This window comes from Alcanivorax sp. (assembly GCF_051117345.1).
In the GTDB taxonomy this organism is placed as follows: Bacteria; Pseudomonadota; Gammaproteobacteria; order Pseudomonadales; family Alcanivoracaceae; genus Alcanivorax.
In genome coordinates this window covers 1-20,688 of sequence record NZ_JBNPEC010000030.1, presented here as the reverse complement: position 1 = coordinate 20,688, position 20,688 = coordinate 1, and the positions used below count along the sequence as shown (strand labels likewise).

Below are 20,688 nucleotides of genomic sequence, written 5' to 3'. Positions count from 1 at the left end.
GCTGGATGTGGTCAGCAGCAGCAACAACGGAATGGCCAAAGACATCGGCTACGGCCTGGAGCGCGCCAAGACCGCCAAGCGCCACGATGATATCGAACTGGCCATGGAAGAAGGCCTGATGGAAATCATCCCGCGACTGGCGGCCCGTACTCCTTACATCGGTACCTTTGCCAACATTGCCACCCTACTCGGCCTGCTGGGCACCATCCTCGGTCTGATCAGCGCCTTTACCGCCGTAGCCAGTGCTGACCCCGCCCAGAAAGCCGATCTGCTTTCCGCCTCTATTTCCGTCTCCATGAACACCACCGCCTTCGGTCTGATTGCCGCCATTCCCATGCCTCTGGCCTTCGCCTTTATCAACGCCATGGCCGGCAACTTGGTGGATAGCATTGAAATGGCCTCGGTGAAATTCGTTAACGTCTTCCGCCAGGTTTCTGCCCAGCAAGAGCGCAAGAACGACGGCCAATAAGCCGTAATTTCTTGTTTTCGCCAATCTGGTGTAAGGATCTGGTATGCGATTTCGCAGACGACGTTCGCGCGACACCGATGTGGAACTGAACATCACTGCCTTTCTGAATCTGATGGTAGTGCTGATTCCCTTTCTGCTCATCAACGCGGTCTTCGCGCAGGTCTCCATCCTGCAGTTGAACCTGCCCGCGGTGAATGAGAGCAGTCCACCTTCGGAAGACGACGAAAAAGACAAACTGGTACTGGAAGTACTGATTTACGGTAACCGCTATGAAGTGGTGGACCGCAACACCAGTGCTGTACTGAAAATTGTGGAGAACAAGGGCGAAGAGCATGACAGCGCCGCCCTGCATGATTATCTGGTGACTCTGAAAGAAAAGTTTCCCGATGAAACCGCCATTACTCTGCTCTGTGAGGATGACACCCCCTATGAGGTGATGATCCACACCATGGACGCCGTGCGTCTTTACAACACGCAGATCAACGGCCAGACCATCAAGAAAGAGCTGTTCCCAAGCATCAGCATTGGCTCAGCGCCACAGGATCAGACTGGCCGCAATGGAGGTGACGCGTGAAGAAATCCGCCCGCGCCCGCCGTATGTCCCGTCATCATCGCCGCCACAAGATGGTTGCCACCCTGAACCTGACCTCTCTGATGGATATCTTCACCATCCTGCTGATCTTTCTGTTGGTGAACAACAACAACGCCGCCAAGCTACCGGAAGATCAGGATATTCAACTGCCGGAATCCACCGCACAGGAGCTGCCCAACGATGTTCTGATCATCCAGGTCAGCGCGACCAATGTGATCATCGATGGTCGCAAGATTGCCGATACCCAGGCGGTAAAAGTGCAGGAAGAGCGTACTGTCGACGCTCTGGTAGAAGAACTGAACTTCCGTGCTTCCCGCGCCCTGGCAATAAAGCCGGAAGACGAGCGGGAAGTGATGATTCAGGCCGACCGGGATGTGCCCTATGCCGTCATCAAGAAACTGATGCGCAGTTGCATGGAGACGCCCTACACCAAGGTCGCCTTTGCTGTCCTGAAAGTGGCAGAGGAGGAGTCTGAATGACGCAGAACAATAACAACAAGCTGCGCATACTCATTGATGGTTCCCTGCCCTGGGACAAGCAAGAGGGGGAAGACCGGCGCCTTTACGGCATCATTATCATTCTGCTGATTCTGTCATTGCTGCTTATGATTGTGGTGGAATCGGTCACCATCGAGAAACCGGACCCGCGGGAACAACAGGAAATCCCGGAACGCCTGGCGCAGCTGGTTCTTGAAAAGCAAAAAGAGCCACCGCCGCCGGAGCCCGAACCGGAGCCTGAACCCGAGGAAGAAGAGCCGGAGGAAAAACCCGAACCGGATGAACCGAAACCGGAGCCCAAACCGCAACCGAAGCCCGACCCCGTCGAACCCCAGCGGGAACAGGCTCGGGAAAAAGCCCAGGCTCGACTGGAACAAGATCTTGGCGATTCCCTGGCGGGTCTGGATGATATCGGCCCATTGGTGAATTCCGGCGACAACCTTCGTACCGGTGGCGATAGCGCGGCCAAGGCCGAGCGAGATCTGATCGGCAAGCGTGCCGGTACCGGCTCCGGCGGTGTGGCAACTGCCAGGGCGTCCAGCGGCGGTGGCGGCGGTGGCACCCTGTCCGCTGGCACTGTTGGCGGCGGCAAGGTGGACAGCAAGATTGCCGAATCTGGCCAGGCTGCGAGCACCAGCCGCAAGGGCAGCGATGGCAAGAGCCGTCGTACCCAGGAGCAGTTACGGCGTGTATTCGATCGTTACGCTGGCAAGTTCAATAGCCAGTACCAGCGGGCGCTGCGCAGTAACCCGGCCCTGCAAGGCACTGTGGTGCTTTACCTGGTCATTGCGCCTAATGGCGATGTGCAGGACGTGAAAGTGAAATCCAGCCAGCTGGGTGACAGTCAACTGGAACGGCGCATCATGCTGATTGCCAAAGGCATGAACTTTGGTGCCATGAATGTGGAAACCTGGAAGGGAGACTACAAGTTGAACTTCTTCCCCAACTGATCGTGATGGTCAGCCACAAAAAAGCCCGGCTCAAAAGGCCGGGCTTTTTTGTGATGAGGACAACCTCGTCTTGGCTCTTAATGCGTAGGGTGCACTGAGCCTCAGGCGAACTGCACCGATTCGGCGTTTGATGGTGCAGTTCGCCTTCGGCTCAGTGCACCCTACCCTATCCTCCTCCCATTGGAGTGACTCCAGAGGGCAAAACGCGTTTGCCAGTCAGACGAGCTTTTCCAGCGCTGCCCGTAACGGCGCCGGGATCGATACCGGCCGGCCGCTTTGACGATTCACAAAAACATGTACCACAAAGCCTGTCGCCTTCGCCGGCCCTTCAGCGCCAAATAATGCCATGCCGTAGCGCACAGAACTGTTGCCCAGCTTGTCCACCTTCATACCCACTGACAACGAGTCAGGGTACGCAGCGGCTTCCAGATAATCGCAACCGGAGCTGACCACATAGGCGATATGCTCGCCATCATGAATATCCAGGCCGCCCTGCTCGATCAGATAGCGGTTGATGGTGGAATCAAAATAGCTGTAATAAACCACGTTATTGATATGGCCGTAGATATCGTTGTCGCTCCAGCGACTGTCCACCGGGCAGAGATACCCATACGCATCACGATCAGGCCGGTTGCCCTTCTCTGCCATTAGTACACCGCCTTGTAGATCGCCAGCGCATCCGCCTCGGACACTTCTCGGGGGTTGTTGATCAGCAAACGCTGCTGAAGCATGGCATCCGCCGCAAGGGTTTCCAGGCTGTCTTCGCTAACCCCGGCATCGCGCAGGCGCACCGGCAATCCCACCGCATTGATCAGGGCCTCCAGCGCCGCAATCAGTGCCTCGGCACCACCACTGGCATCCGTGAAACTCTGATCACTGACAATCGGCGCCAGCTCTGCGTACAGAGGCGCAGCCACCTCGGCATTGAATTTCAGCACTTGCGGCAGTACCAGCGAGTTGCTTAGACCATGGGGAATATGAAAATGCCCACCCAGCGGATAGGCCAGCGCATGCACGGCGGCCACCGGCGCATTAGCGAAAGCCTGGCCTGCCATCATCGCGCCCAGCAAACAGGCTTCCCGGGCCGCCAGGTTGCTGCCATCGTTCACGGCAGTTACCAAATTACCGCCCAACAGGCGCAAAGCCTCGCGGGCCAGCATATCCGAATAGGGGTTTTTCTTGTGGGCACTGGTGTAAGCCTCAATGGCATGGACCATGGCATCCACACCGGTGGCTGCCGTCACAGGGGCCGGCAGGCCCAGGGTCAGTTGTGCATCCAGCACGGCAAGATCCGGCAGCAGCGATGGCGCGACCACACCCGCCTTGGTGGTGGCACCGGTGGTCACAATGGCTACCGGGGTCACTTCCGACCCGGTCCCCGCCGTGGTTGGTACTTGTATCAACGGCAGGCGCGGCCCCGTGGCCAGGCCCACCCCGTAGATATCGGACAGTTGCTGACTGGCATCCGGATGCGCCAGCAACGCCACCAGCTTGGCCACATCCATGGAGGAACCGCCACCGAATCCAATCACAAGGTCAGCTTTCGCTTCCCTCGCCTGCCGTGCTGCATCCAACACAACAGTGTCTGCCGGATCAGCGCTAACCTGATCAAAGATGGCCAGCGGCATACCCGCTTGACGAAAGCTGTCTTCCACCGGTCCGAGCAGTGGCGTGCTGCGAATACCCGGATCCGTGACCAGCAGTACCCGACTAGCGCCCCGCTCCTGACACAGCCCCGGCAGACGGCCGGCGGCGCCCGCCTCTACCAGCACACGGTGAGTGGTTGCGAATTCGAAACCCGGCATGATGACTCTCCTGAAATGACGTGCCGATTAGGACATCAATGCTAGCACAGGCGGGGATGGCGGATGACGCCGTGGGAGCCGCGATTTGCGTCGCGATGCAGACACGATAACCGCGAAACCAGAGGGCGTGAGCTCAAGCCTCAGAATGCAAAGAGCGAGCTGAATGGAACGAAGACATGCCGCCAGGCATCCCCTTTTTCCCTACAACTCGCCCTTCGTAACGACGTTAACCGATGAAGTAATTGTGCGCGTTCTCGTTGATCTGGTCGCTCACATACTGGGCCAGCGCCTGAACGGTCCACTGTACCGGTGCCGTCATCGGCTCGGGGATCAGGCTGGCATCTGCCACGAACAGGCCTGCGGTGCCATACACCTGCCCTGTGGGAGCCACCACCGCCTGGTACGGGTCAGCGCCCATGCGACAGGTGCCATGGGGGCTGAAGCTGTTGGCCCGGAAGGTATACATACCCTTGAGACCGAAATCCACCTTGTCCAGAGTTTCATCCAGCGCAAAGACCGAATCCACTTCCAGGTTCTGGAAGGTGGGCATGTAGACTTTTTCCGCGCCGCCGGAGAAGAAGATCCGCGCCGCCAGAGCAGCAGACGCCTTCATGTTGTTGAACTCTTCCCGGTTCGGGTTCCAGTGAATGGTCTTGTCACCGGTATAGGCATCTCCTGACCATTCCACGTACCCCCTACCCTGATCCGTGCTGAACGCATTCACCCCGGCGTAGTACTTGTAGTTCTTCATGAAGTCGATGTGGGCCTTGCCCGCCTTCATGTCACCCTGGGCCAGCAGGGATTCCGGCTCCGCCAGCCCGGAGAAAATGGTATAGCCATCGGTGCGGGTGAATTCATCCACTTGCACCCCGACCAGCGCCCCCCGGAAACCATACAATGGCTCCTTGAACTTACCCAGCACCTGGGTAAAGGGCTGGATCGACAGGTTGCGACCCAGCTGACCACTGCGATCTTCAATCTGGCTACGCTGCATGATCAGGGGTGTATGGATGGCGCCGGCGGCCAGTACCACCATGTCTGCATCTACCTGCATGTCGGCCACATGGGCACCACTGTCCGGGTCGGTAATCCGCGCTTCCACGCCGCGGGCACGACCATCACGGGTAAGCACGCGCACCACTTCGGTATCCGAGAAAATCCGTGCGCCATGGGCGGCGGCCCAGGGCAAATGGGTCACCAGCGAACTCATTTTCCGGTCAGAAGGACAACCGGCCAGGCAATGCCCGGTCAGCGCACACTGCTTCACGTTGCGCTGGGCCGGTTTCCAGGAAAACTCCATTTTCTCGCAGCCCTGGATCACCTTGTGGGCACAGGCATTGATCTCATGAGCCTCATTGATATGGATCTGTAACTGGTCGGCCACGCCATCCAGATAAGGCCGGAATTTTTCCGCCGACAGATTCTCCAGGCCATACTGGCTGGCCCAGCCATCCAGCACCGCATCGCCGGGCTCTTCCATCACGCAGGCACCGATCACCGTGGAACCACCGACACAGGCACCCTGGACGAAAATGAAGTCCGCAGTGGTATTTACCTGGCCGACCTGATCCTGATAGATCTTGGTCATGGTATCGCCCAGGTGTTCGGTAAACTGGGAGCTGGGGTAATAGCGGCCGGATTCCAGCACCAATACATCGCGGCCGGCTTTGGCCATTTCATAGGCAACAATGGAACCGGCGGCGCCGGAGCCCACCACTACCACATCGGTTTTCAGGGTAAAGCGTTTGCCCAGGTTTGCGTCCAGGGCCACATCCTTAGCCTCGGTGACGGGGACACCGTCACGGGCGACACGTATAAAAGCCATAATTCCCCCTGTCAGGCTCGCGGCAACGGTGCATTACCAAGGCGCCGCACGCCCCACACTTCGGTCACCGGGCCATGGTATTCCAGCCCCGGCCAGGTGCGCTCATCGCGCCAGTAGTTCAGTGCCACCAGCGCCTTCAGCGTGGTCATCAGACCGCGCTCGAAGAACGACCCTTCCTGCATGGCGTTAACGTAATCGAGAGCCTTGTCATCGGAGAGAGACGTGAACTGGCTGAACTTGAAGCTGACCATGGGGCGGTTGTTGAACACCCAGATGCCCAGACCGAGTAATTCCCGGGTCTGCTGGGGCATCCGTTGGCTCATGGCATCCACGTTCTTGACGGTGGGTACAACCTCGGTGCTGGAGGGCAGCCCGTAACGGGCGGTGGGCAGCATGACTTCCGTCAGACGAGTAATGACCCGGGCTTCGTCCTCGTTGAGGCTGTGATATTGCAGCGTTTCCGGGGCGTCTCGGCGCCCGAACATACTGGCACAACCGGAGGTGACTGCGGCGCTGGCAAGCACGGAGCTGCGCAGAAAACTGCGACGACTCAACGGCTCCAGACCGGCCAGAAAGCCGGGCAGCGGCGCACGCTTGTTGTTATTCATCTAACCCTCTCCTGGGCAGGCCCTGTGTCCTTTGGGCCCTTGTTGTTATTGGTGGAGCGGTAATTACCCTGCCGAGTCTATAACAAACCGTTACAAACGCCAAAGCCCCAGTGACCGAGAACAACCGACATCCTGTCAGCCATTCCCGGGCAGGCTTTTGAAGGGACTGAATCAGCCCATATGACGGGCAATGCGTGTCGCCAGGGCGTACACGGTAATCTGAGGGTTAACGATGATAGAGGTCGGTAACAGGCTGGCATCGGCCACATAAAGGCCAGGCACATCATGAGTTTGCCCATTGACGGCAACCACGCTGTGATCCGGGTCAGCCCCCATTCGACAGGTCCCCTGCGGATGGTAGCTGACCATACGCAGATGCTGGGGCTGATTTTCCAGGCTGTCCACCTGGCTATCAATATCGGCTTCGCTACGAATGACCCGCTGATCGCTGGCCGGCACGTAGACTTCGCTGGCGCCGGCAGCAAGATGCAGCCTCGCCGCGGCTTTCAGGGCCCGTTGCATGGCCGGGAAATCAGTATTGCTGAGCTGGTAATTGATCTTTTTGCGTTCGCCATCCCATTCGATGCTACCCACGTTGTGATCGTGGATCAGGGTTACCAGCCCGGCCAGATATTTGGCATTGGCCATGTAATCCATAAATGGCTTGCCCGTGCCAGGCTCAGCAGCCATGGTCAGTTCCACCAAGCCTGCCCCACCGTCTTCCAGCACAAACCCACCCTTGTCCGGATGCAGAAACTCATCCACATAAACCCCCAGCATGGCACCCCGCCAGGGGTACACCGGCTCGGGATAGCGCGCCGGGACGTAAAGGGAGGGATGGCAGGCAAAGTTCTTACCTACCTGTCCTGACCGGTTACCCAGCCCGCTCTTGAGCAGCAGCAAGGGGGTCTGCACTGCCCCGGCGGCGAGAATGACACGAGGCGCAGATACCGAAAGGGCTGCCGCCACGGTGCCGTCATGGCGGGTAATGGTCGCCTCAACACCACTGGCCGTGCCCTCGCGGGTAACGATTTTTTCTACCCGTGTATCCGCGTATATCTGCGCTCCATGAGCCGCCGCCCAGGGCAGATAGGTCACCAGCATGGATTGCTTACGCTCGGTCTTGCAGCCGGACAGGCAATGCCCGGTCAGGCCGCACTGGCGGATATTGCGCTTGAGCGGTTTCACCGACCAGCCCAGCCGATTGGCGCCAGCACGGATCAGACGTCCATGCTGAGGAATTTCATGCTCACCGTTATCATGAACGGCCAGGTTCTTCTCTACTTCGTCGAAATACGGCGCCAGTTCTTCAGCAGTGAGTTCACTCAGCCCGAAATCCCGTTGCCAGTCCTGCAGAATAAAGTCCGGGGTTCGGAAACAGACACAGCCGTTGACCACCGTGGAGCCACCGACACAGGCACCCTGCAACACCAACAAATCACCGTCGCTGTTACTCTGACTGCCGTGATCCTGATAGAGGGTGTCCAGGCTGTCGGTGAAATTCTCGGTAAAGTCCTTGGACGGCACATAGGGGCCGGCCTCAAGCACCAGCACCTTCAATCCCCGTTTGGCCAACTCATAGGCGCTCACCGCCCCACCGGCGCCAGAACCGACGATCACCACATCGGCTTCCAGCTGCAGATGGTCGCGGGTGACCTCACTGGCCTGATGGACGCGCAGGCCGGATGCCTGCCATTTCACTTCGCTCATGCCCGTGCCTCTCCATCAGCAACACTGTCAGGCAGCGGTGCATTACCCAGATACGCCAGCCCCCACTTGTCACTCACCGGCCCATCGAACTCAGTGGGTGGCCAGGTGGCGGAATCCTGCCAGTAGGCGCTATAGACGAGCTGCTTGATAACGGTGGCCAGGGTCCGCTGGATCACATTGCCCTGCCCCCAACTATCGAAATAGTCGCGGGCATCCTCATCACTCAGATCGACAAAACGGCTACCTTGCGTGAGTACCGCAGCGTTATCGAACAGGCCCAGGCCGGCTGCCACCTCCTTTCGCGTCAGCGGGTGCAAATGTCCCAGCAGGGTTTGCACATTTTTCACCACCGGCACCTGTTCGCTGGGCAGCAGAGCGGTACCGTCAACGGGCAACAGTACCTGCCGTGCCCGGTTGAAGAGATGGTATTCCGCCTCAGACAGACCTTGCGCCCAGGCCGGAACCGCTTGCTTGTCCAGAGGAGAACGGCGCAGCAGGGCGAAGCCCCCGGCGGCGACAGCCGCTACGCCTGCGGAACCCAGCAGGCCCCATTTCAGAAACCGCCGGCGGGCCATGCCCTGTTGCCAGATGGCGGAAACCCGCCGCGCCTGAAGCTGGCTTTTCATGGTCTGTCCTCAACGCAAAAATACAGCCTTGAAGCTACTCAAAAGACCCCATGAATACAATGTGTTTACTCTAACAGGAGGGCTTGACCGCACAGGACAGGCGGCCAGAAATAGTGGGTCAGGAATCGCTACTCTCGGGGCGCGATACTGACACGCTGGGGCCTACCGCCACCGGATCCTGGTGGATAATCACATCCGCCGCCGGATAGGCCTGGCGGATCCCCTGCTCGATACGTTCAGCCAGGTCATGGGCCTCACGCAGCGACAGGTTCTGATCCATATCCACATGCAACTGAATAAACTGGGTACGGCCAGACTGGCGGGTACGCAGGTCATGAAACCCCAGTGCCGGCGAATGCTCCGCCACAATGGCCCCGATGACATCACGCACATCACCGGGAATCTCCCGATCCAGCAGCAACTGGATGGCCTCAGCGGCAATCGACCAGGCGCTGTAAAGAATAAACAGGGCAATCACCAACCCCATGGCGCCATCCAGCCACAGAAAACCATACTGGCTGACCACCAGCACCAGAATAATCCCCGCGTTTACTGACAGATCTGACAGATAGTGAAGTGAATCGGCCTCGATGGCGGTAGAACCAGTCTCTCTGACGACAAATTTCTGGATCAGCAGCAGCCCGAAGGTCAGGGCAATGGAGAAGACCATCACCGCTACCCCCACCGTATTCTGCTCAATCGGTTGCGGATCCATCAGCTTGAATACGGACTGCTGGATCAGGAACACCGACGAGCCGGCAATAAAAATGGCCTGCCCCAGCCCCGCCAGCGCTTCCGCCTTGCCATGACCAAAGCGATGTTCTTCATCGGCAGGCACCAGGGAATAACGAATGGCAAAGAAATTGATCAGCGAGGCCAGCGAATCCATCACCGAATCCACCAACGACGCCAACAAGCTCACCGAGCCGGTCAACAGCCAGGCCACCGTCTTGGCTGCAATCAGCAGCAACGCCGTAAAGATTGACGCCAGCGCGGCGATCATCAAAAGGCGGTGTTCCCGGCGGGTTTCACTGGTCATGGAGAGTTCCATTGATAAGCAGAGACGTTATTTCTTCGGCAAGTAGGTGAGCGGGTCCACCGGTTTACCGTCCTTGCGAATTTCAAAGTGCAACTGGGTACGGAAGGTCCCCGTGGCCCCCATGGCGGCGATCTGCTGCCCGGCCTTTACCGCATCCCCTTCCTTGACCAGCATCTTGTCATTGTGGGCATAGGCACTCAGCCAGCGGTCACTATGTTTGAGAATCAACAGATTACCGTAACCGGTCAGGCCACTGCCACGATACACCACACGCCCGTCCGCCGCTGCCACTACCGGGCTGTTGGTTTTACCGGAAATGGCGATGCCTTTGCGGCCATGATTGTCACTGGAAAAGGTTTCCACCACCTGTCCCCCAGCCGGCCAGCGCCAGCTCACCGGGCCCACCGTGGAACCTGCAGACGCAGTCGCAGAGGGTTTGGGCGCAGGTGTTTTTTGCTGCTTGGCGGGTGCCGGTTTGCTGGTGGGTTTGTCCTGGGCTTTCGGTGCCGGTTTACTGGTACTTGAGGAGGCCGATGAAGTACCGCTGGAGGGTGCTTTCAGCGCCAGGGAAATACGCTGCCCCGGATAGATGGTATAAGGCGCCGGAATCCTGTTGGCCCTGGCCAGCTCCCGATAGTCCCAACCATAACGCCAGGCGATGGAATATAAGGTTTCTCCCCCGCGCACTTCATGGGTGCCAGCGGTGACCTTGCTGGTTCGTGGCTCTTGACCGTAGATATCAACGACCGGTGCAAAATTTCCCGCACTGCAGCCGCCTACCATAACGAAGATCAATGCCGTCGCCAGGGCACGCATCAGAATGAGTCGCTACCTGTCGGGTGTTGGCACGCCATTAACCACTCCCTCGAAATGGCACCGGATTACGGTACCGGAAATTCAATACTTACAAATCCTGCGCAACATTATGCACTGGCGCCAGCCGATACAGTAGCCACACCAGCGTTGCCGCGACCAGCGCGGCCAACAGGGCCAATGCCAATTGCGAACCGTGACCAGTCTCAGTGGCGTATTGCGCCGGTGACAACCAACGATCCGCCAGCCCTTTTTCACCCGCTACCCGCCAGGGCCACAACTTCAGCAATGACCCGGCCATGAACCCGGCCAGCAAGGCCATGACCGTGTCGTGGTATCGGTGCAGGGTCCATTTGAGCACATGGACAAAACTCAGCAGGCCGATGGCGCAGCCGGCCATAAAGGCCAGTAACAACGGTATCTCACCTTGCTTCACTGCCTCCAGCACCGGTTGATACATTCCCAGTAAAAGAAGGATAAAACTGCCGGAAATGCCGGGCAGTATCATGGCGCAGATAGCGAGCATACCACTGAAGAAGAACACCGCTGCGCCACTGCCCACCGCCGACAAGGCCGGCGCCAGGCCGATAGCAACAGCCACACCGGTACCGACCACAAAGGCAGCGATCTGAACGGGCCCTCGCTGTTGTAGTGGTTTCAATACCAGAAAAATGCTGGCCAGAATCAGGCCACTGAAGAAGGCCCAAACCGGCACCGGGTGCATATCCAGCAACCAGGTAATCAGGCGTGCCAACAGGGCAATACTGGTAAAGATGCCCGCCAACAGGGTCACCAGGAAAGTTAGATTGGCCTGCACCCAGAACGCCACAAAGCCTTGCTGGCGCCACACTTTCAGCAACCGCGGCGTCAGCCCACCCAGAGTATCGATCAATTCTTCATAAATACCGGTGATCAACGCCAGGGTGCCACCGGACACACCGGGCACCACATCGGCCGCGCCCATGGCCATGCCGCGAAAGAAAATACCGGGTCGAATCATGTTAGTCCTTGAAAAGAGCTTCTAGCTTTCAGGATCGGGCCCGCCCCAAACGAAGCGCAACCCCAAAAGCAAAGTGTTTGTTTGACTCGCAGCTAGTAGCTCGTAGCTGCCTTATCGCATCACCCCACGCTGGAATGGCACGAAGCGGACAGCGTCCAGTGATTGCACATGGAACTGGTCACCATCGCGGTCTACCACCGTCAGGATTTGCTGGCGATCACCACCCACTGGCATCACCAGACGGCCTCCGTCTGCCAGTTGTGACAACAGATCATCAGGAATGTCCGCACGGGCACAAGCGGCGAGAATGGCATCAAAGGGAGCCTCGCTCTTCCAGCCAAAACCGCCATCCGCGTGTTTGAGCTGTACCCGGGCCAGGCCCAGCTTCATCAACCGTTTGCGTGCCTGGTCTTGTAGTGGCCGGATGCGTTCCACGGAATAAAGGGCATCGCAGAACTGGGCCAGTACCGCCGTTTGATAACCACAGCCGGTACCGATCTCCAGCACCTTGGTGGGCCTGCCGTTGGCGATAAGCAGTTCAGTCATGCGCGCCACCACCCAGGGCTGGGAAATGGTCTGGCCATGGCCGATGGGCAGCGCGGTATCGTCGTAAGCCTGGTGAGCCAGAGCTTCTTCTATGAACAGGTGACGCGGTGTATTGCGAATGGCGTCAAGCACACGTTCATCACTGATGCCGGCATCACGCAGCCGTTGCACCAGACGATCCCGGGTCCGTGCAGAGGTCATGCCGATGCCGCTAAGTTGGATATCCATCTGTACTTCTTTTGCCTCTGGATTTGCCTCTCGGCGGATTATTCAGGTTTTATAATTTCCGCCATCACTGTCGTGGCAAAAGCGCCTGTGGGCAGCGTAAACGCCAGCTCCAGACACACTTCCCCTTCCCTTTCCGTTTGCCAGGACCATTGCAATTCCCGTACCGGCAAGCGTGTTGCCCGGCGGGCTTCATCAACGCCGATACGGCACAGGCCATCAATCACGGTGGCATACGGTGCGAATATCTGCTGTTCCAGTTCCCGGCAAGGGCCAGATGATGCCATGCCCGGCACCCCCGGCAAAGGGGCGGTGGGGTGAACGTCGCCGGCGATCACTCTTTCGCCAGCCTCAGGGTCTTCGTCGGCCGGGAACAGGCCGCGGCTTCCCTCCGGCTGTAACAGGTCGCCGGCCAGCACCCGGTCCCAACATTGCCGATTAACGCGCTCGGCAAGGACCTGGTTGAATAAGTCGCTACGTACCGCTGACAGCCACAGACTGCGCAGGGCTTTCTTGCGCGGCGCTTCGCCGCCACACAACCACTCGGTGCCTCGTACCAGGTTTCCAGCACCGCGACCAAAGCGCTGCTCACCAAAATAGTTGGGCACACCCTGGCGCTCAATGGTGGCCAGCTGCTGTTCCAGCTGCTGGCGATCTCCCTGAAAATCGGTAACACGAAGCACAAACCCGTTGGCACGGTGGGTTCCCCGGTTCAGCTTGCGGCGGTGGCGAAGGCCTTGAAGCACCCTCAGCCCCGGCGGCCAGTCAAACTCCGGATCCGCCTTGCCGGGCAGATGCAGACTGAACCACTGGCGGGTGATGGCGTGCTTGTCCTTGAGTCCGCTGTAGCCCACAGCGAGGCGGTGAACGCCCGCCTGTTTGGCCAGTAGTAACGCCACATCCTCGGTATTCCAGGCGGTCTTCTCGATCTCCAGCCACAGGTGTTCGCCCTCGCCTTCCGGGCGCACATGCATGTGCTCAAATACCTGAAAATCTGCCGGGGAGGCCTTCAGCACCCCCGTGGATGCCGGGCCGCCATGGGCGCAGGGAAGACTCATCGAGACTCCACCAGTACCACGGCCTGCACCGCAATGCCTTCCTTGCGGCCGGTGAAACCGAGTTTTTCGGTGGTGGTCGCCTTCACGGAAACCTGCCCCACCTGGCAATCGAGCAGATCCGCAATGCGCTGGCGCATGGCAGCAATATGGGGAGCCAGTTTGGGGGCCTGGCAGATGACGGTGATATCCGCATTAGCCAATTGCCAGCCAGCCGCGGTCACGTCCTGATAGATCGCCGCCAGTAACGTGCCGGAATCCGCGCCCTGCCATTGCGGATCGGTGTCCGGGAAATAGTGACCGATATCCCCCAGGGCCAGTGCACCCAGCAAGGCATCAGACAGGGCATGCAGGGCCACATCACCATCTGAATGCGCCTTGAGTCCCTGGCTGTGAGGAATCGCCACACCGCCCAACATCACATGATCACCCTCGGTGAACGCGTGCACATCAAAGCCCTGGCCGACACGAATACTCACAGCATGCTCTCCTCATTGCCCAGCTGGCAGGCCAGATAGAAACGGGCCAGCGCCAGATCTTCCGGGACGGTAACCTTGATGTTGTCGCTATGACCGGCCACCAGTGCCGGCCGGTATCCCTCCCTTTCCATGGCAGAGGCTTCATCGGTAATACCGGCCAGATCGCCCTGCAGGGCATCGTATAACGCACGAGCAGGGAACAACTGCGGCGTCAGCGCCCGCCAGATGCAGTCACGATCCAGAGTGGCTGCAATATGGTTGCCCTCATCGGCCTGCTTGATGGTATCGACCACCGGCAAGGCCAATATGGCGCCCTGAGCGTCGGTCTGGTCGAGCAGGTTCTGAATATCCGACAGCCGCACCAAAGGCCGGGCCATATCATGCACCAGCACCCAGGCGTTTTCTCCGCCCAATTGCAGCGCCCTGGCGACGCCGTTACGCACGGATTCCGCCCGGGCGGCTCCACCGCTGACGGTGGCAATACGCGAATGCGAGGACACACCCAGCGTTGGCCACCAGGGATCCTGTGCGGATACGGCTACCAGCACCCGGTCGATGGGGGCAAACGATAACAAACGATTGAGGGTATGCTCGGCCAGGGTCTTGCCGGCCAGTGACAGGTACTGCTTGGGAAAACCCGCGCCCATGCGTTCACCGATACCGGCAGCCGGTACCACCGCATAGAGAGGGCCGTTAATGACAGGATTCACTCACCGCCCCGGGGTTGTTCGAGAATCAGGAAAAAACTTTCACCGTCGCGAATCATGCCCAGATCCTTGCGCGCGATCTCTTCCACCGCTTCGGTGCCCTGTTTGAGATCCTTCACGTCGGCGGCCATCAGCCGGTTGCGTTCGTTCAGTTTGGCATTGCTCTGCTTGAGTGTGGCCACCTCTTTTTCCAGCGTCGCTACATGGCGCAGACTGCCCTCACCAAACCACAGCCGGGCCTGCAGGCCGACAAACACCAGCGCCAACAGGGCAATCACAACCTGCCTAGCGGGAGACAGCTGCATGGCCTCCCGCTTGCCAGATTCCTTCCCTGCCCTGCTGGTCCTGGTATCCGGCATCATTTAACCGAGGAACTTGAACTCTTTGCGACCATGGTAAGCAGCGCGCCCCAGTTCCTGCTCGATGCGGATCAGGCGGTTGTACTTGGCTACCCGGTCGGAGCGGCACAGAGAACCGGTTTTGATCTGCCCGGCAGCCGTAGCCACAGCCAGGTCGGCAATGGTGCTGTCAGCAGTTTCACCACTACGGTGGGAAATCACTGCGGTGTAACCGGCATCCTTGGCCATCTTGATGGCATCCAGAGTTTCGGTGAGAGAACCGATCTGGTTGAACTTGATCAGGATGGAGTTGGCCACGCCCTCGTCGATGCCGCGCTTGAGGATCTTGGTGTTGGTCACGAACAGATCGTCGCCTACCAGCTGAATCTTTTTACCCAGCTTCTCGGTCAGGATTTTCCAACCATCCCAGTCGGATTCGTCCATGCCGTCTTCGATGGAGATAATCGGGTAACGGTCGCACAGCTCGGCCAGATAGCTGGCAAACTCTTCGGAATCCATGCTGCGGCCTTCGCCGGCCAGCACGTATTTGCCGTCCTTGTAGAACTCGCTGGCGGCACAGTCCAGAGCCAGGGTGACGTCATCACCGGCCTTGTAGCCAGCAATCTCGATGGCTTCCATGATCGCTTCCAGGGCCGCCTCGTTGCTGGGCAGGTCCGGGGCGAAACCGCCTTCATCGCCTACTGCGGTGTTCAGACCGCGCTTTTTCAGCACGCCTTTCAGGGCATGGAAAATTTCGGCCCCGTAGCGGATTGCTTCAGCCACAGTAGGAGCACCCACCGGCTGAATCATGAACTCCTGGATGTCAACGTTGTTATCCGCGTGCTCACCACCATTGATGATGTTCATCATCGGTACCGGCAGGGAGTACTCGTTGTCATCGTCCTGCAGGTCAGAGATGTACTCGTACAGCGGCTTGCCCTGATCGACTGCAGCCGCTTTGGCTGCGGCCAGTGACACGGCGAGGATGGCGTTGGCGCCGAATTTGGCTTTGTTCTCGGTGCCATCGGCATCAATCATGGCCTTGTCCAGGGCCTTCTGGTCGCTGGCTTCCATACCCACCAGCAATTCACGGATGGCGGAATTTACATTGCCAACGGCCTTGGTAACGCCCTTGCCCAGGTAACGGGCCTTGTCACCATCACGCAGCTCCAGCGCTTCGCGGGAACCGGTGGAGGCGCCACTCGGGGCACAGGCACTGCCGGAGGCGCCGGATTCCAGAACCACATCGGCTTCGATGGTGGGATTGCCACGGGAGTCGAGAATTTCGCGGGCTTTGATGTCAACGATCTTGGACATGACAGTGAATCTCTCTTCAATCAGTTGTTTTCAAAGGCAGGCAGTGCCTTGACGGTATTATCCAGGGTTTGCATCCGTGTCAGGAATGGCTCCAGACGGTCCAGACGCAGGGCGCAGGGGCCATCGCATTTGGCATTATCCGGGTCCGGGTGGGCTTCCAGGAACAAGCCGGCGATGCCCTGGCTGATGCCGGCAAGACCGAGTTCAGCCACCTGAGCACGACGACCATCGGCGCTGTCCGCGCGCCCGCCCGGCTTCTGCAGGGCATGGGTCACGTCGAAGAACACCGGATAATTGAATTGTTTCATGATGCCAAAGCCGAGCATGTCCACCACCAGGTTGTTGTACCCGAAGCTGGAACCGCGCTCGCAGAGGATAAGCTGGTCGTTACCGGCATCCTCGCACTTGTGCAGGATATGACTCATTTCGTGGGGAGCCAGGAACTGGGGCTTCTTGATGTTGATGATGGCCCCGGTCTTTGCCATGGCCACCACCAGATCTGTCTGCCGCGCGAGAAAGGCCGGCAGCTGGATGATATCCGCCACCTCGGCCACCGGTGCTGCCTGATAGGGCTCATGCACATCTGTGATCACCGGACAATTGAAGGTCTGCTTGATCTCTTCAAAGATCTTCAGACCCTCGTCCATACCCGGCCCCCGGTAGGAGCTAAGGGAGGAACGGTTGGCCTTGTCGAAGCTGGCCTTGAACACCCAGGGAATGCCCAGCTTGCTGGTCACTTGCGCATAGGCTTCCGCCACCTGCATGGCTAGATCACGGGATTCCAGCACATTCATGCCACCGAAAAGGGCCATGGGCTTGTCGTTGGCAAATTCCAGCTCACCGAGCTTGATGGTCTTCTGCATAACGCGTACACCTTTCCTTAGTGTGCTTTCTGTTCCGCCAGAGCCGCCGCCACATAGCCCCTGAACAGACCATGTCCATCACGAGGCGTAGAGGTAAACTCCGGGTGGAACTGACAAGCCACAAACCAGGGGTGGTCTGCCACCTCAATCACTTCCACCAACTCGCCGTCGGTTGAACGGCCAACAATCTTCAGTCCGGCCGCTTCCAGCTGTGGCAGGTAATTATTGTTCACCTCGTATCGATGACGGTGACGCTCAATAATACTGGTACCACCATAGCACTCAGCCGCTCGGCTACCCGCTTCCAGAATACATTCCTGGCCACCCAGACGCATGGTGCCACCCAGATCGGATTCCCTGGAGCGCTTTTCCTTGCGACCGTCTTCAGTGGTCCACTCGGTAATCAGCCCCACCACCGGGTCCGGCGTATCCGGACGCAGCTCGGAGGAATGGGCATTTTCGATACCGGCCACGTGGCGGGCGTATTCGATCACTGCCAACTGCATGCCCAGGCAGATGCCCAAGTACGGCACCTTGTTTTCGCGAGCATAACGGATGGCCGCGATCTTGCCTTCGGTACCGCGGTCGCCAAAGCCACCGGGGACCAGGATGGCATCCAGGTTTTCCAGCACAGCGGTGCCTTCGCGTTCAATATCTTCCGCATCCAGATAAAGGATATTCACCTTTGCCCGGTTGCTGATGCCGGCGTGGATCAGGGCTTCATTGAGTGACTTGTAGGCATCGACCAGCTCAATGTACTTGCCCACCATGCCGACGGTGACTTCGCTTTCCGGATCCAGTTGGGCTTCTACCACACGATCCCACTCGCCCAGATCCGGCTCCGGCAGATCCAGGCCGAACTTTTCCACCACGATGTCATCCAGGCCCTGCTCGTGCATACCACGGGGTACCTGATAGATGGTTTTGCAATCCGGGGAGGAAATCACCGCCCGCGCTTCCACATTGGTAAACAGGGCGATCTTGTCGCGGGCACTTTGCGGTATCGGATCATCTGCCCTGCACACCAGAATATCCGGCTGCAAGCCGATGGAACGCAACTCTTTGACAGAGTGCTGGGTGGGCTTGGTCTTGATCTCGCCAGCAGTGGCGATATAGGGCACCAGCGTCAGGTGCACCAGCAGGGACTGGCTGGAGCCAAGCTCCACACGCATCTGCCGCGCCGCTTCCAGGAACGGCAGGGATTCGATGTCACCGGCGGTGCCACCGATTTCCACGATGGCCACGTCAGCATCCCCTGCCCCTTCTCGGATCTTCAGTTTGATCTCGTCGGTAATATGGGGGATCACCTGCACGGTGGCGCCCAGGTATTCACCGCGGCGCTCCTTGTCCAGCACGTCCTGATAGACACGGCCGGTGGTGAAGCTGTTACGACGGCTCAGGCGAGTGCGAATAAAACGCTCGTAGTGACCCAGGTCCAGGTCGGTTTCGGCGCCGTCTTCGGTCACGAATACCTCACCGTGCTGGTAAGGGCTCATGGTGCCGGGATCCACATTAATATACGGATCCATTTTGATCAGGGTGACGTTGAGGCCGCGGGCTTCCAACAAAGTGGCCAGGGATGCTGAAGTGATCCCCTTACCCAGAGACGACACCACACCGCCGGTGACAAAGATGAAACGTGACATGCACTCACCAGATTGCTAGTGGGTTGGTAGCACTCTCACCAGTGTAACCGGCACCAATAAAAAAACACCCTGCACGCATGACACGGGCAAGGGGCTTTCTGAATCGGGTTGGCCAGCTACGCAAGTGATGGTTGAACACCTGAAAATTCAGGGGCTTGCGCTACATCAGGACGGGAGAAAATGTTAACAGAAGGCGCCCCTCGCCTCAATCGGAATCGCTCTCGGGAGCGTAAAAAGTGGTGCTGCACGATACCCGGCACAAACTCACCCGGATCGCCTAAGGCCTTATTCCGACGTCTGGTGCGACTTATCAGGCCCAGCGAGTTGCGAGGTGCAAGTTGCGAAATGCAAAACCGAGCCGACCTTTCGTGACTCGCAACTCGCTCTTCGAAACTCCTGCCGGGACCTCACCTTAGGTTCCCGGCATCAGACGTTCTCGCAGGCAGCTAGCACTTCGGAAAATGGCGCGCCCATCTGTGACCCGAACGACGGGTGCCGGGCCAGGCGGGCTCGGCTGGCTCTGGGGCTAGTGATGCCACAGAGAAAGCGGGCCAACTGCCGAGGCGAGGCCAGGGCCGGGTGATTTTCCTCACGCATGGCGTGAATCACTGCCGGGTCCGATGGGCTGTGGTGACGGGACGGCAACGTTGGCTGTTCGCCCAGGCAGGCACTGCACTGACCACAGGGCTGCGCGAGGGTCTCGCCGAAATAGCCGACCAATGCCTGCTGATGGCATCCGGCGCTCTCCGCCCAGTCACACACCTGCTGCAGACGCTGGATATCACGCTGCTCGCGCAGGACAAACTGCTCCTGCATCCGCACAATCAGGGACTCACTGTCCGCTGGCGGGTTCAGCATCCGATATCCCTGACGCACGCCGGCCACCCGTAACTCGATCATCTGCTGCTGTTCCAGATAGTTGAGCGCATTGAGAATACGTAAGCGGTCCTCGCCCAGCGCCTGGGCGGCATCGAGGGGGCGCAGGGTCAGCCAGATTCGACCTTGCTTGCCAGTCTCAAACAGGCGCTCGAGAAAAGCGGCCCGCTCCGGGTTGAAGCTGGCAAGAGTCTCTTCCCGCGGTGCCTGGAACGCCACCTTGTATTCGGTATAGAACGGCGCCGTGGCACGGATTACCCCTTCCAGTTCCAGGTAGGTCAGCAAGGTGTTGATAACCAGAGGCCGAACATCGAACTGGCCTGACAGCTCGTGAACGGCAAGATCAAATTGCGCCGGTTGCGCCAATAACCAGCGAATCAGCGCGGCCAGCGACTCACTGTCCGGTGTATCCCCATAGGTGAAATTCTCCAGCACCGTCAGGTCATCCGGGTTGGCCAGCAGATGGCAGTGGGAGGGTTGTCCGTCGCGACCGGCCCGGCCAATTTCCTGCATATAGTTTTCCAGGGATTTGGGCAGGTTGTAGTGGTAGATCGCGCGAATGTCTGCCTTGTCGATGCCCATGCCAAAAGCGATGGTGGCAACCACGATGTCAGTCTCCCCCGCCATGAACGCCTCCTGCACCTGATGGCGGGGCTCGTCTTTCAGCCCGGCGTGGGAGGCCTGTGCTTTCAGTCCCTGTGC

22 protein-coding genes are annotated in these 20,688 nt (G+C 58.9%); 4 read left to right on the top strand and 18 right to left on the bottom strand.

All coding sequences use genetic code 11. The annotated features are described in order from the left end of the window. The 4 genes from ACFE0K_RS02125 to ACFE0K_RS02110 form a co-directional block, all read left to right on the top strand. Positions 1-469, top strand: a 469-nt coding sequence (locus ACFE0K_RS02125; RefSeq protein ID WP_434534495.1) for a MotA/TolQ/ExbB proton channel family protein, incomplete at its 5' end; no start/stop codon positions are given. Between the two features lie 43 nt (positions 470-512). Then, positions 513-1,043: an ExbD/TolR family protein gene (locus ACFE0K_RS02120; RefSeq protein WP_434534494.1), complete on the top strand. Its 531-nt coding sequence runs from the start codon at positions 513-515 to the stop codon at positions 1,041-1,043. Continuing rightward, entirely contained in the window at positions 1,040-1,540 is a 501-nt protein-coding gene (locus ACFE0K_RS02115; protein ID WP_434534493.1) for an ExbD/TolR family protein, read from the top strand. The genes ACFE0K_RS02120 and ACFE0K_RS02115 overlap by 4 nt, the downstream gene beginning before the upstream one ends. Then, positions 1,537-2,508, top strand: coding sequence for an AgmX/PglI C-terminal domain-containing protein (locus ACFE0K_RS02110; protein WP_434534492.1), 972 nt, complete (start codon positions 1,537-1,539; stop codon positions 2,506-2,508). Before ACFE0K_RS02115 ends, ACFE0K_RS02110 begins: the two co-directional genes overlap by 4 nt. A gap of 216 nt (positions 2,509-2,724) precedes the next feature. On the opposite strand, the gene ACFE0K_RS02105 is transcribed toward ACFE0K_RS02110, so the two are convergent. From ACFE0K_RS02105 to ACFE0K_RS02020, 18 genes are all read right to left on the bottom strand, one after another. Continuing rightward, positions 2,725-3,156: an acyl-CoA thioesterase gene (locus ACFE0K_RS02105; RefSeq protein WP_434534491.1), complete on the bottom strand. Its 432-nt coding sequence runs from the start codon at positions 3,154-3,156 to the stop codon at positions 2,725-2,727. Then, positions 3,156-4,313 (bottom strand): iron-containing alcohol dehydrogenase, encoded by a 1,158-nt coding sequence (locus ACFE0K_RS02100; protein WP_434534490.1) that lies wholly within the window; start codon positions 4,311-4,313, stop codon positions 3,156-3,158. Before ACFE0K_RS02100 ends, ACFE0K_RS02105 begins: the two co-directional genes overlap by 1 nt. Before the next feature lie 226 nt (positions 4,314-4,539). Continuing rightward, the gene (locus ACFE0K_RS02095; RefSeq protein WP_434534489.1) at positions 4,540-6,138 is read right to left on the bottom strand and encodes a GMC family oxidoreductase N-terminal domain-containing protein; all 1,599 of its coding nucleotides are present in this window, start codon (positions 6,136-6,138) and stop codon (positions 4,540-4,542) included. Positions 6,139-6,149: 11 nt separating this feature from the next. After that, a complete protein-coding gene (locus tag ACFE0K_RS02090) occupies positions 6,150-6,746 on the bottom strand; it encodes a transcriptional initiation protein Tat (protein ID WP_434534488.1) in 597 nt (198 codons plus the stop codon). Between the two features lie 171 nt (positions 6,747-6,917). Beyond that, positions 6,918-8,456 (bottom strand): GMC family oxidoreductase, encoded by a 1,539-nt coding sequence (locus ACFE0K_RS02085; RefSeq protein ID WP_434534487.1) that lies wholly within the window; start codon positions 8,454-8,456, stop codon positions 6,918-6,920. Then, a complete protein-coding gene (locus ACFE0K_RS02080; protein WP_434534486.1) occupies positions 8,453-9,082 on the bottom strand; it encodes a hypothetical protein in 630 nt (209 codons plus the stop codon). The genes ACFE0K_RS02085 and ACFE0K_RS02080 overlap by 4 nt, the downstream gene beginning before the upstream one ends. A gap of 118 nt (positions 9,083-9,200) precedes the next feature. Beyond that, a complete protein-coding gene (locus ACFE0K_RS02075) occupies positions 9,201-10,121 on the bottom strand; it encodes a cation diffusion facilitator family transporter (RefSeq protein WP_434534485.1) in 921 nt (306 codons plus the stop codon). A 27-nt stretch (positions 10,122-10,148) separates the two neighbouring features. After that, positions 10,149-10,937, bottom strand: a complete 789-nt coding sequence (locus tag ACFE0K_RS02070; protein ID WP_434534484.1) for a peptidoglycan DD-metalloendopeptidase family protein — start codon at positions 10,935-10,937, stop codon at positions 10,149-10,151. Positions 10,938-11,025: 88 nt separating this feature from the next. Next, positions 11,026-11,934 (bottom strand): DUF368 domain-containing protein, encoded by a 909-nt coding sequence (locus ACFE0K_RS02065; protein ID WP_434534483.1) that lies wholly within the window; start codon positions 11,932-11,934, stop codon positions 11,026-11,028. A 111-nt stretch (positions 11,935-12,045) separates the two neighbouring features. Beyond that, positions 12,046-12,708, bottom strand: coding sequence for a protein-L-isoaspartate(D-aspartate) O-methyltransferase (locus ACFE0K_RS02060; RefSeq protein WP_297763315.1), 663 nt, complete (start codon positions 12,706-12,708; stop codon positions 12,046-12,048). Positions 12,709-12,746: 38 nt separating this feature from the next. Next, positions 12,747-13,763, bottom strand: a complete 1,017-nt coding sequence (truD, locus tag ACFE0K_RS02055) for a tRNA pseudouridine(13) synthase TruD (protein ID WP_434534482.1) — start codon at positions 13,761-13,763, stop codon at positions 12,747-12,749. Continuing rightward, entirely contained in the window at positions 13,760-14,233 is a 474-nt protein-coding gene (gene ispF, locus ACFE0K_RS02050) for a 2-C-methyl-D-erythritol 2,4-cyclodiphosphate synthase (protein ID WP_434534496.1), read from the bottom strand. Before ispF ends, truD begins: the two co-directional genes overlap by 4 nt. 2 nt (positions 14,234-14,235) lie before the next feature. Continuing rightward, positions 14,236-14,949 carry a 2-C-methyl-D-erythritol 4-phosphate cytidylyltransferase gene (gene ispD / locus ACFE0K_RS02045; protein ID WP_434534481.1) on the bottom strand — a complete coding sequence of 238 codons (714 nt, stop codon included), beginning with the start codon at positions 14,947-14,949 and terminating at the stop codon, positions 14,236-14,238. Further along, positions 14,946-15,251 carry an FtsB family cell division protein gene (locus ACFE0K_RS02040; RefSeq protein ID WP_434534480.1) on the bottom strand — a complete coding sequence of 102 codons (306 nt, stop codon included), beginning with the start codon at positions 15,249-15,251 and terminating at the stop codon, positions 14,946-14,948. Before ACFE0K_RS02040 ends, ispD begins: the two co-directional genes overlap by 4 nt. A gap of 57 nt (positions 15,252-15,308) precedes the next feature. Continuing rightward, positions 15,309-16,601, bottom strand: a complete 1,293-nt coding sequence (gene eno / locus ACFE0K_RS02035) for a phosphopyruvate hydratase (protein ID WP_434534479.1) — start codon at positions 16,599-16,601, stop codon at positions 15,309-15,311. Positions 16,602-16,621: 20 nt separating this feature from the next. Beyond that, on the bottom strand, positions 16,622-17,464 hold the full coding sequence (gene kdsA, locus ACFE0K_RS02030) for a 3-deoxy-8-phosphooctulonate synthase (protein ID WP_434534478.1): 843 nt from the start codon (positions 17,462-17,464) through the stop codon (positions 16,622-16,624). A 17-nt stretch (positions 17,465-17,481) separates the two neighbouring features. Beyond that, entirely contained in the window at positions 17,482-19,110 is a 1,629-nt protein-coding gene (locus ACFE0K_RS02025) for a CTP synthase (protein WP_434534476.1), read from the bottom strand. Positions 19,111-19,536: 426 nt separating this feature from the next. Next, positions 19,537-20,688 (bottom strand): helicase-related protein (locus tag ACFE0K_RS02020; RefSeq protein ID WP_434534475.1); only part of this gene is annotated, 1,152 nt, incomplete at its 5' end.

Bases quoted from the DNA above. Each gene is read 5' to 3' on its own strand.
- ACFE0K_RS02120 (WP_434534494.1), top strand. From the start codon at position 513: ATGCGATTTCGCAGACGACGTTCGCGCGACACCGATGTGGAACTGAAC.
- ACFE0K_RS02110 (WP_434534492.1), top strand. From the start codon at position 1,537: ATGACGCAGAACAATAACAACAAGCTGCGCATACTCATTGATGGTTCC.
- ACFE0K_RS02105 (WP_434534491.1), bottom strand. From the start codon at position 3,156: ATGGCAGAGAAGGGCAACCGGCCTGATCGTGATGCGTATGGGTATCTC.
- ACFE0K_RS02100 (WP_434534490.1), bottom strand. From the start codon at position 4,313: ATGCCGGGTTTCGAATTCGCAACCACTCACCGTGTGCTGGTAGAGGCG.
- ACFE0K_RS02095 (WP_434534489.1), bottom strand. From the start codon at position 6,138: ATGGCTTTTATACGTGTCGCCCGTGACGGTGTCCCCGTCACCGAGGCT.
- ACFE0K_RS02090 (WP_434534488.1), bottom strand. From the start codon at position 6,746: ATGAATAACAACAAGCGTGCGCCGCTGCCCGGCTTTCTGGCCGGTCTG.
- ACFE0K_RS02085 (WP_434534487.1), bottom strand. From the start codon at position 8,456: ATGAGCGAAGTGAAATGGCAGGCATCCGGCCTGCGCGTCCATCAGGCC.
- ACFE0K_RS02080 (WP_434534486.1), bottom strand. From the start codon at position 9,082: ATGAAAAGCCAGCTTCAGGCGCGGCGGGTTTCCGCCATCTGGCAACAG.
- ACFE0K_RS02075 (WP_434534485.1), bottom strand. From the start codon at position 10,121: ATGACCAGTGAAACCCGCCGGGAACACCGCCTTTTGATGATCGCCGCG.
- ACFE0K_RS02070 (WP_434534484.1), bottom strand. From the start codon at position 10,937: ATGCGTGCCCTGGCGACGGCATTGATCTTCGTTATGGTAGGCGGCTGC.
- ACFE0K_RS02065 (WP_434534483.1), bottom strand. From the start codon at position 11,934: ATGATTCGACCCGGTATTTTCTTTCGCGGCATGGCCATGGGCGCGGCC.
- ACFE0K_RS02060 (WP_297763315.1), bottom strand. From the start codon at position 12,708: ATGGATATCCAACTTAGCGGCATCGGCATGACCTCTGCACGGACCCGG.
- truD (WP_434534482.1), bottom strand. From the start codon at position 13,763: ATGAGTCTTCCCTGCGCCCATGGCGGCCCGGCATCCACGGGGGTGCTG.
- ACFE0K_RS02040 (WP_434534480.1), bottom strand. From the start codon at position 15,251: ATGCAGCTGTCTCCCGCTAGGCAGGTTGTGATTGCCCTGTTGGCGCTG.
- eno (WP_434534479.1), bottom strand. From the start codon at position 16,601: ATGTCCAAGATCGTTGACATCAAAGCCCGCGAAATTCTCGACTCCCGT.
- kdsA (WP_434534478.1), bottom strand. From the start codon at position 17,464: ATGCAGAAGACCATCAAGCTCGGTGAGCTGGAATTTGCCAACGACAAG.
- ACFE0K_RS02025 (WP_434534476.1), bottom strand. From the start codon at position 19,110: ATGTCACGTTTCATCTTTGTCACCGGCGGTGTGGTGTCGTCTCTGGGT.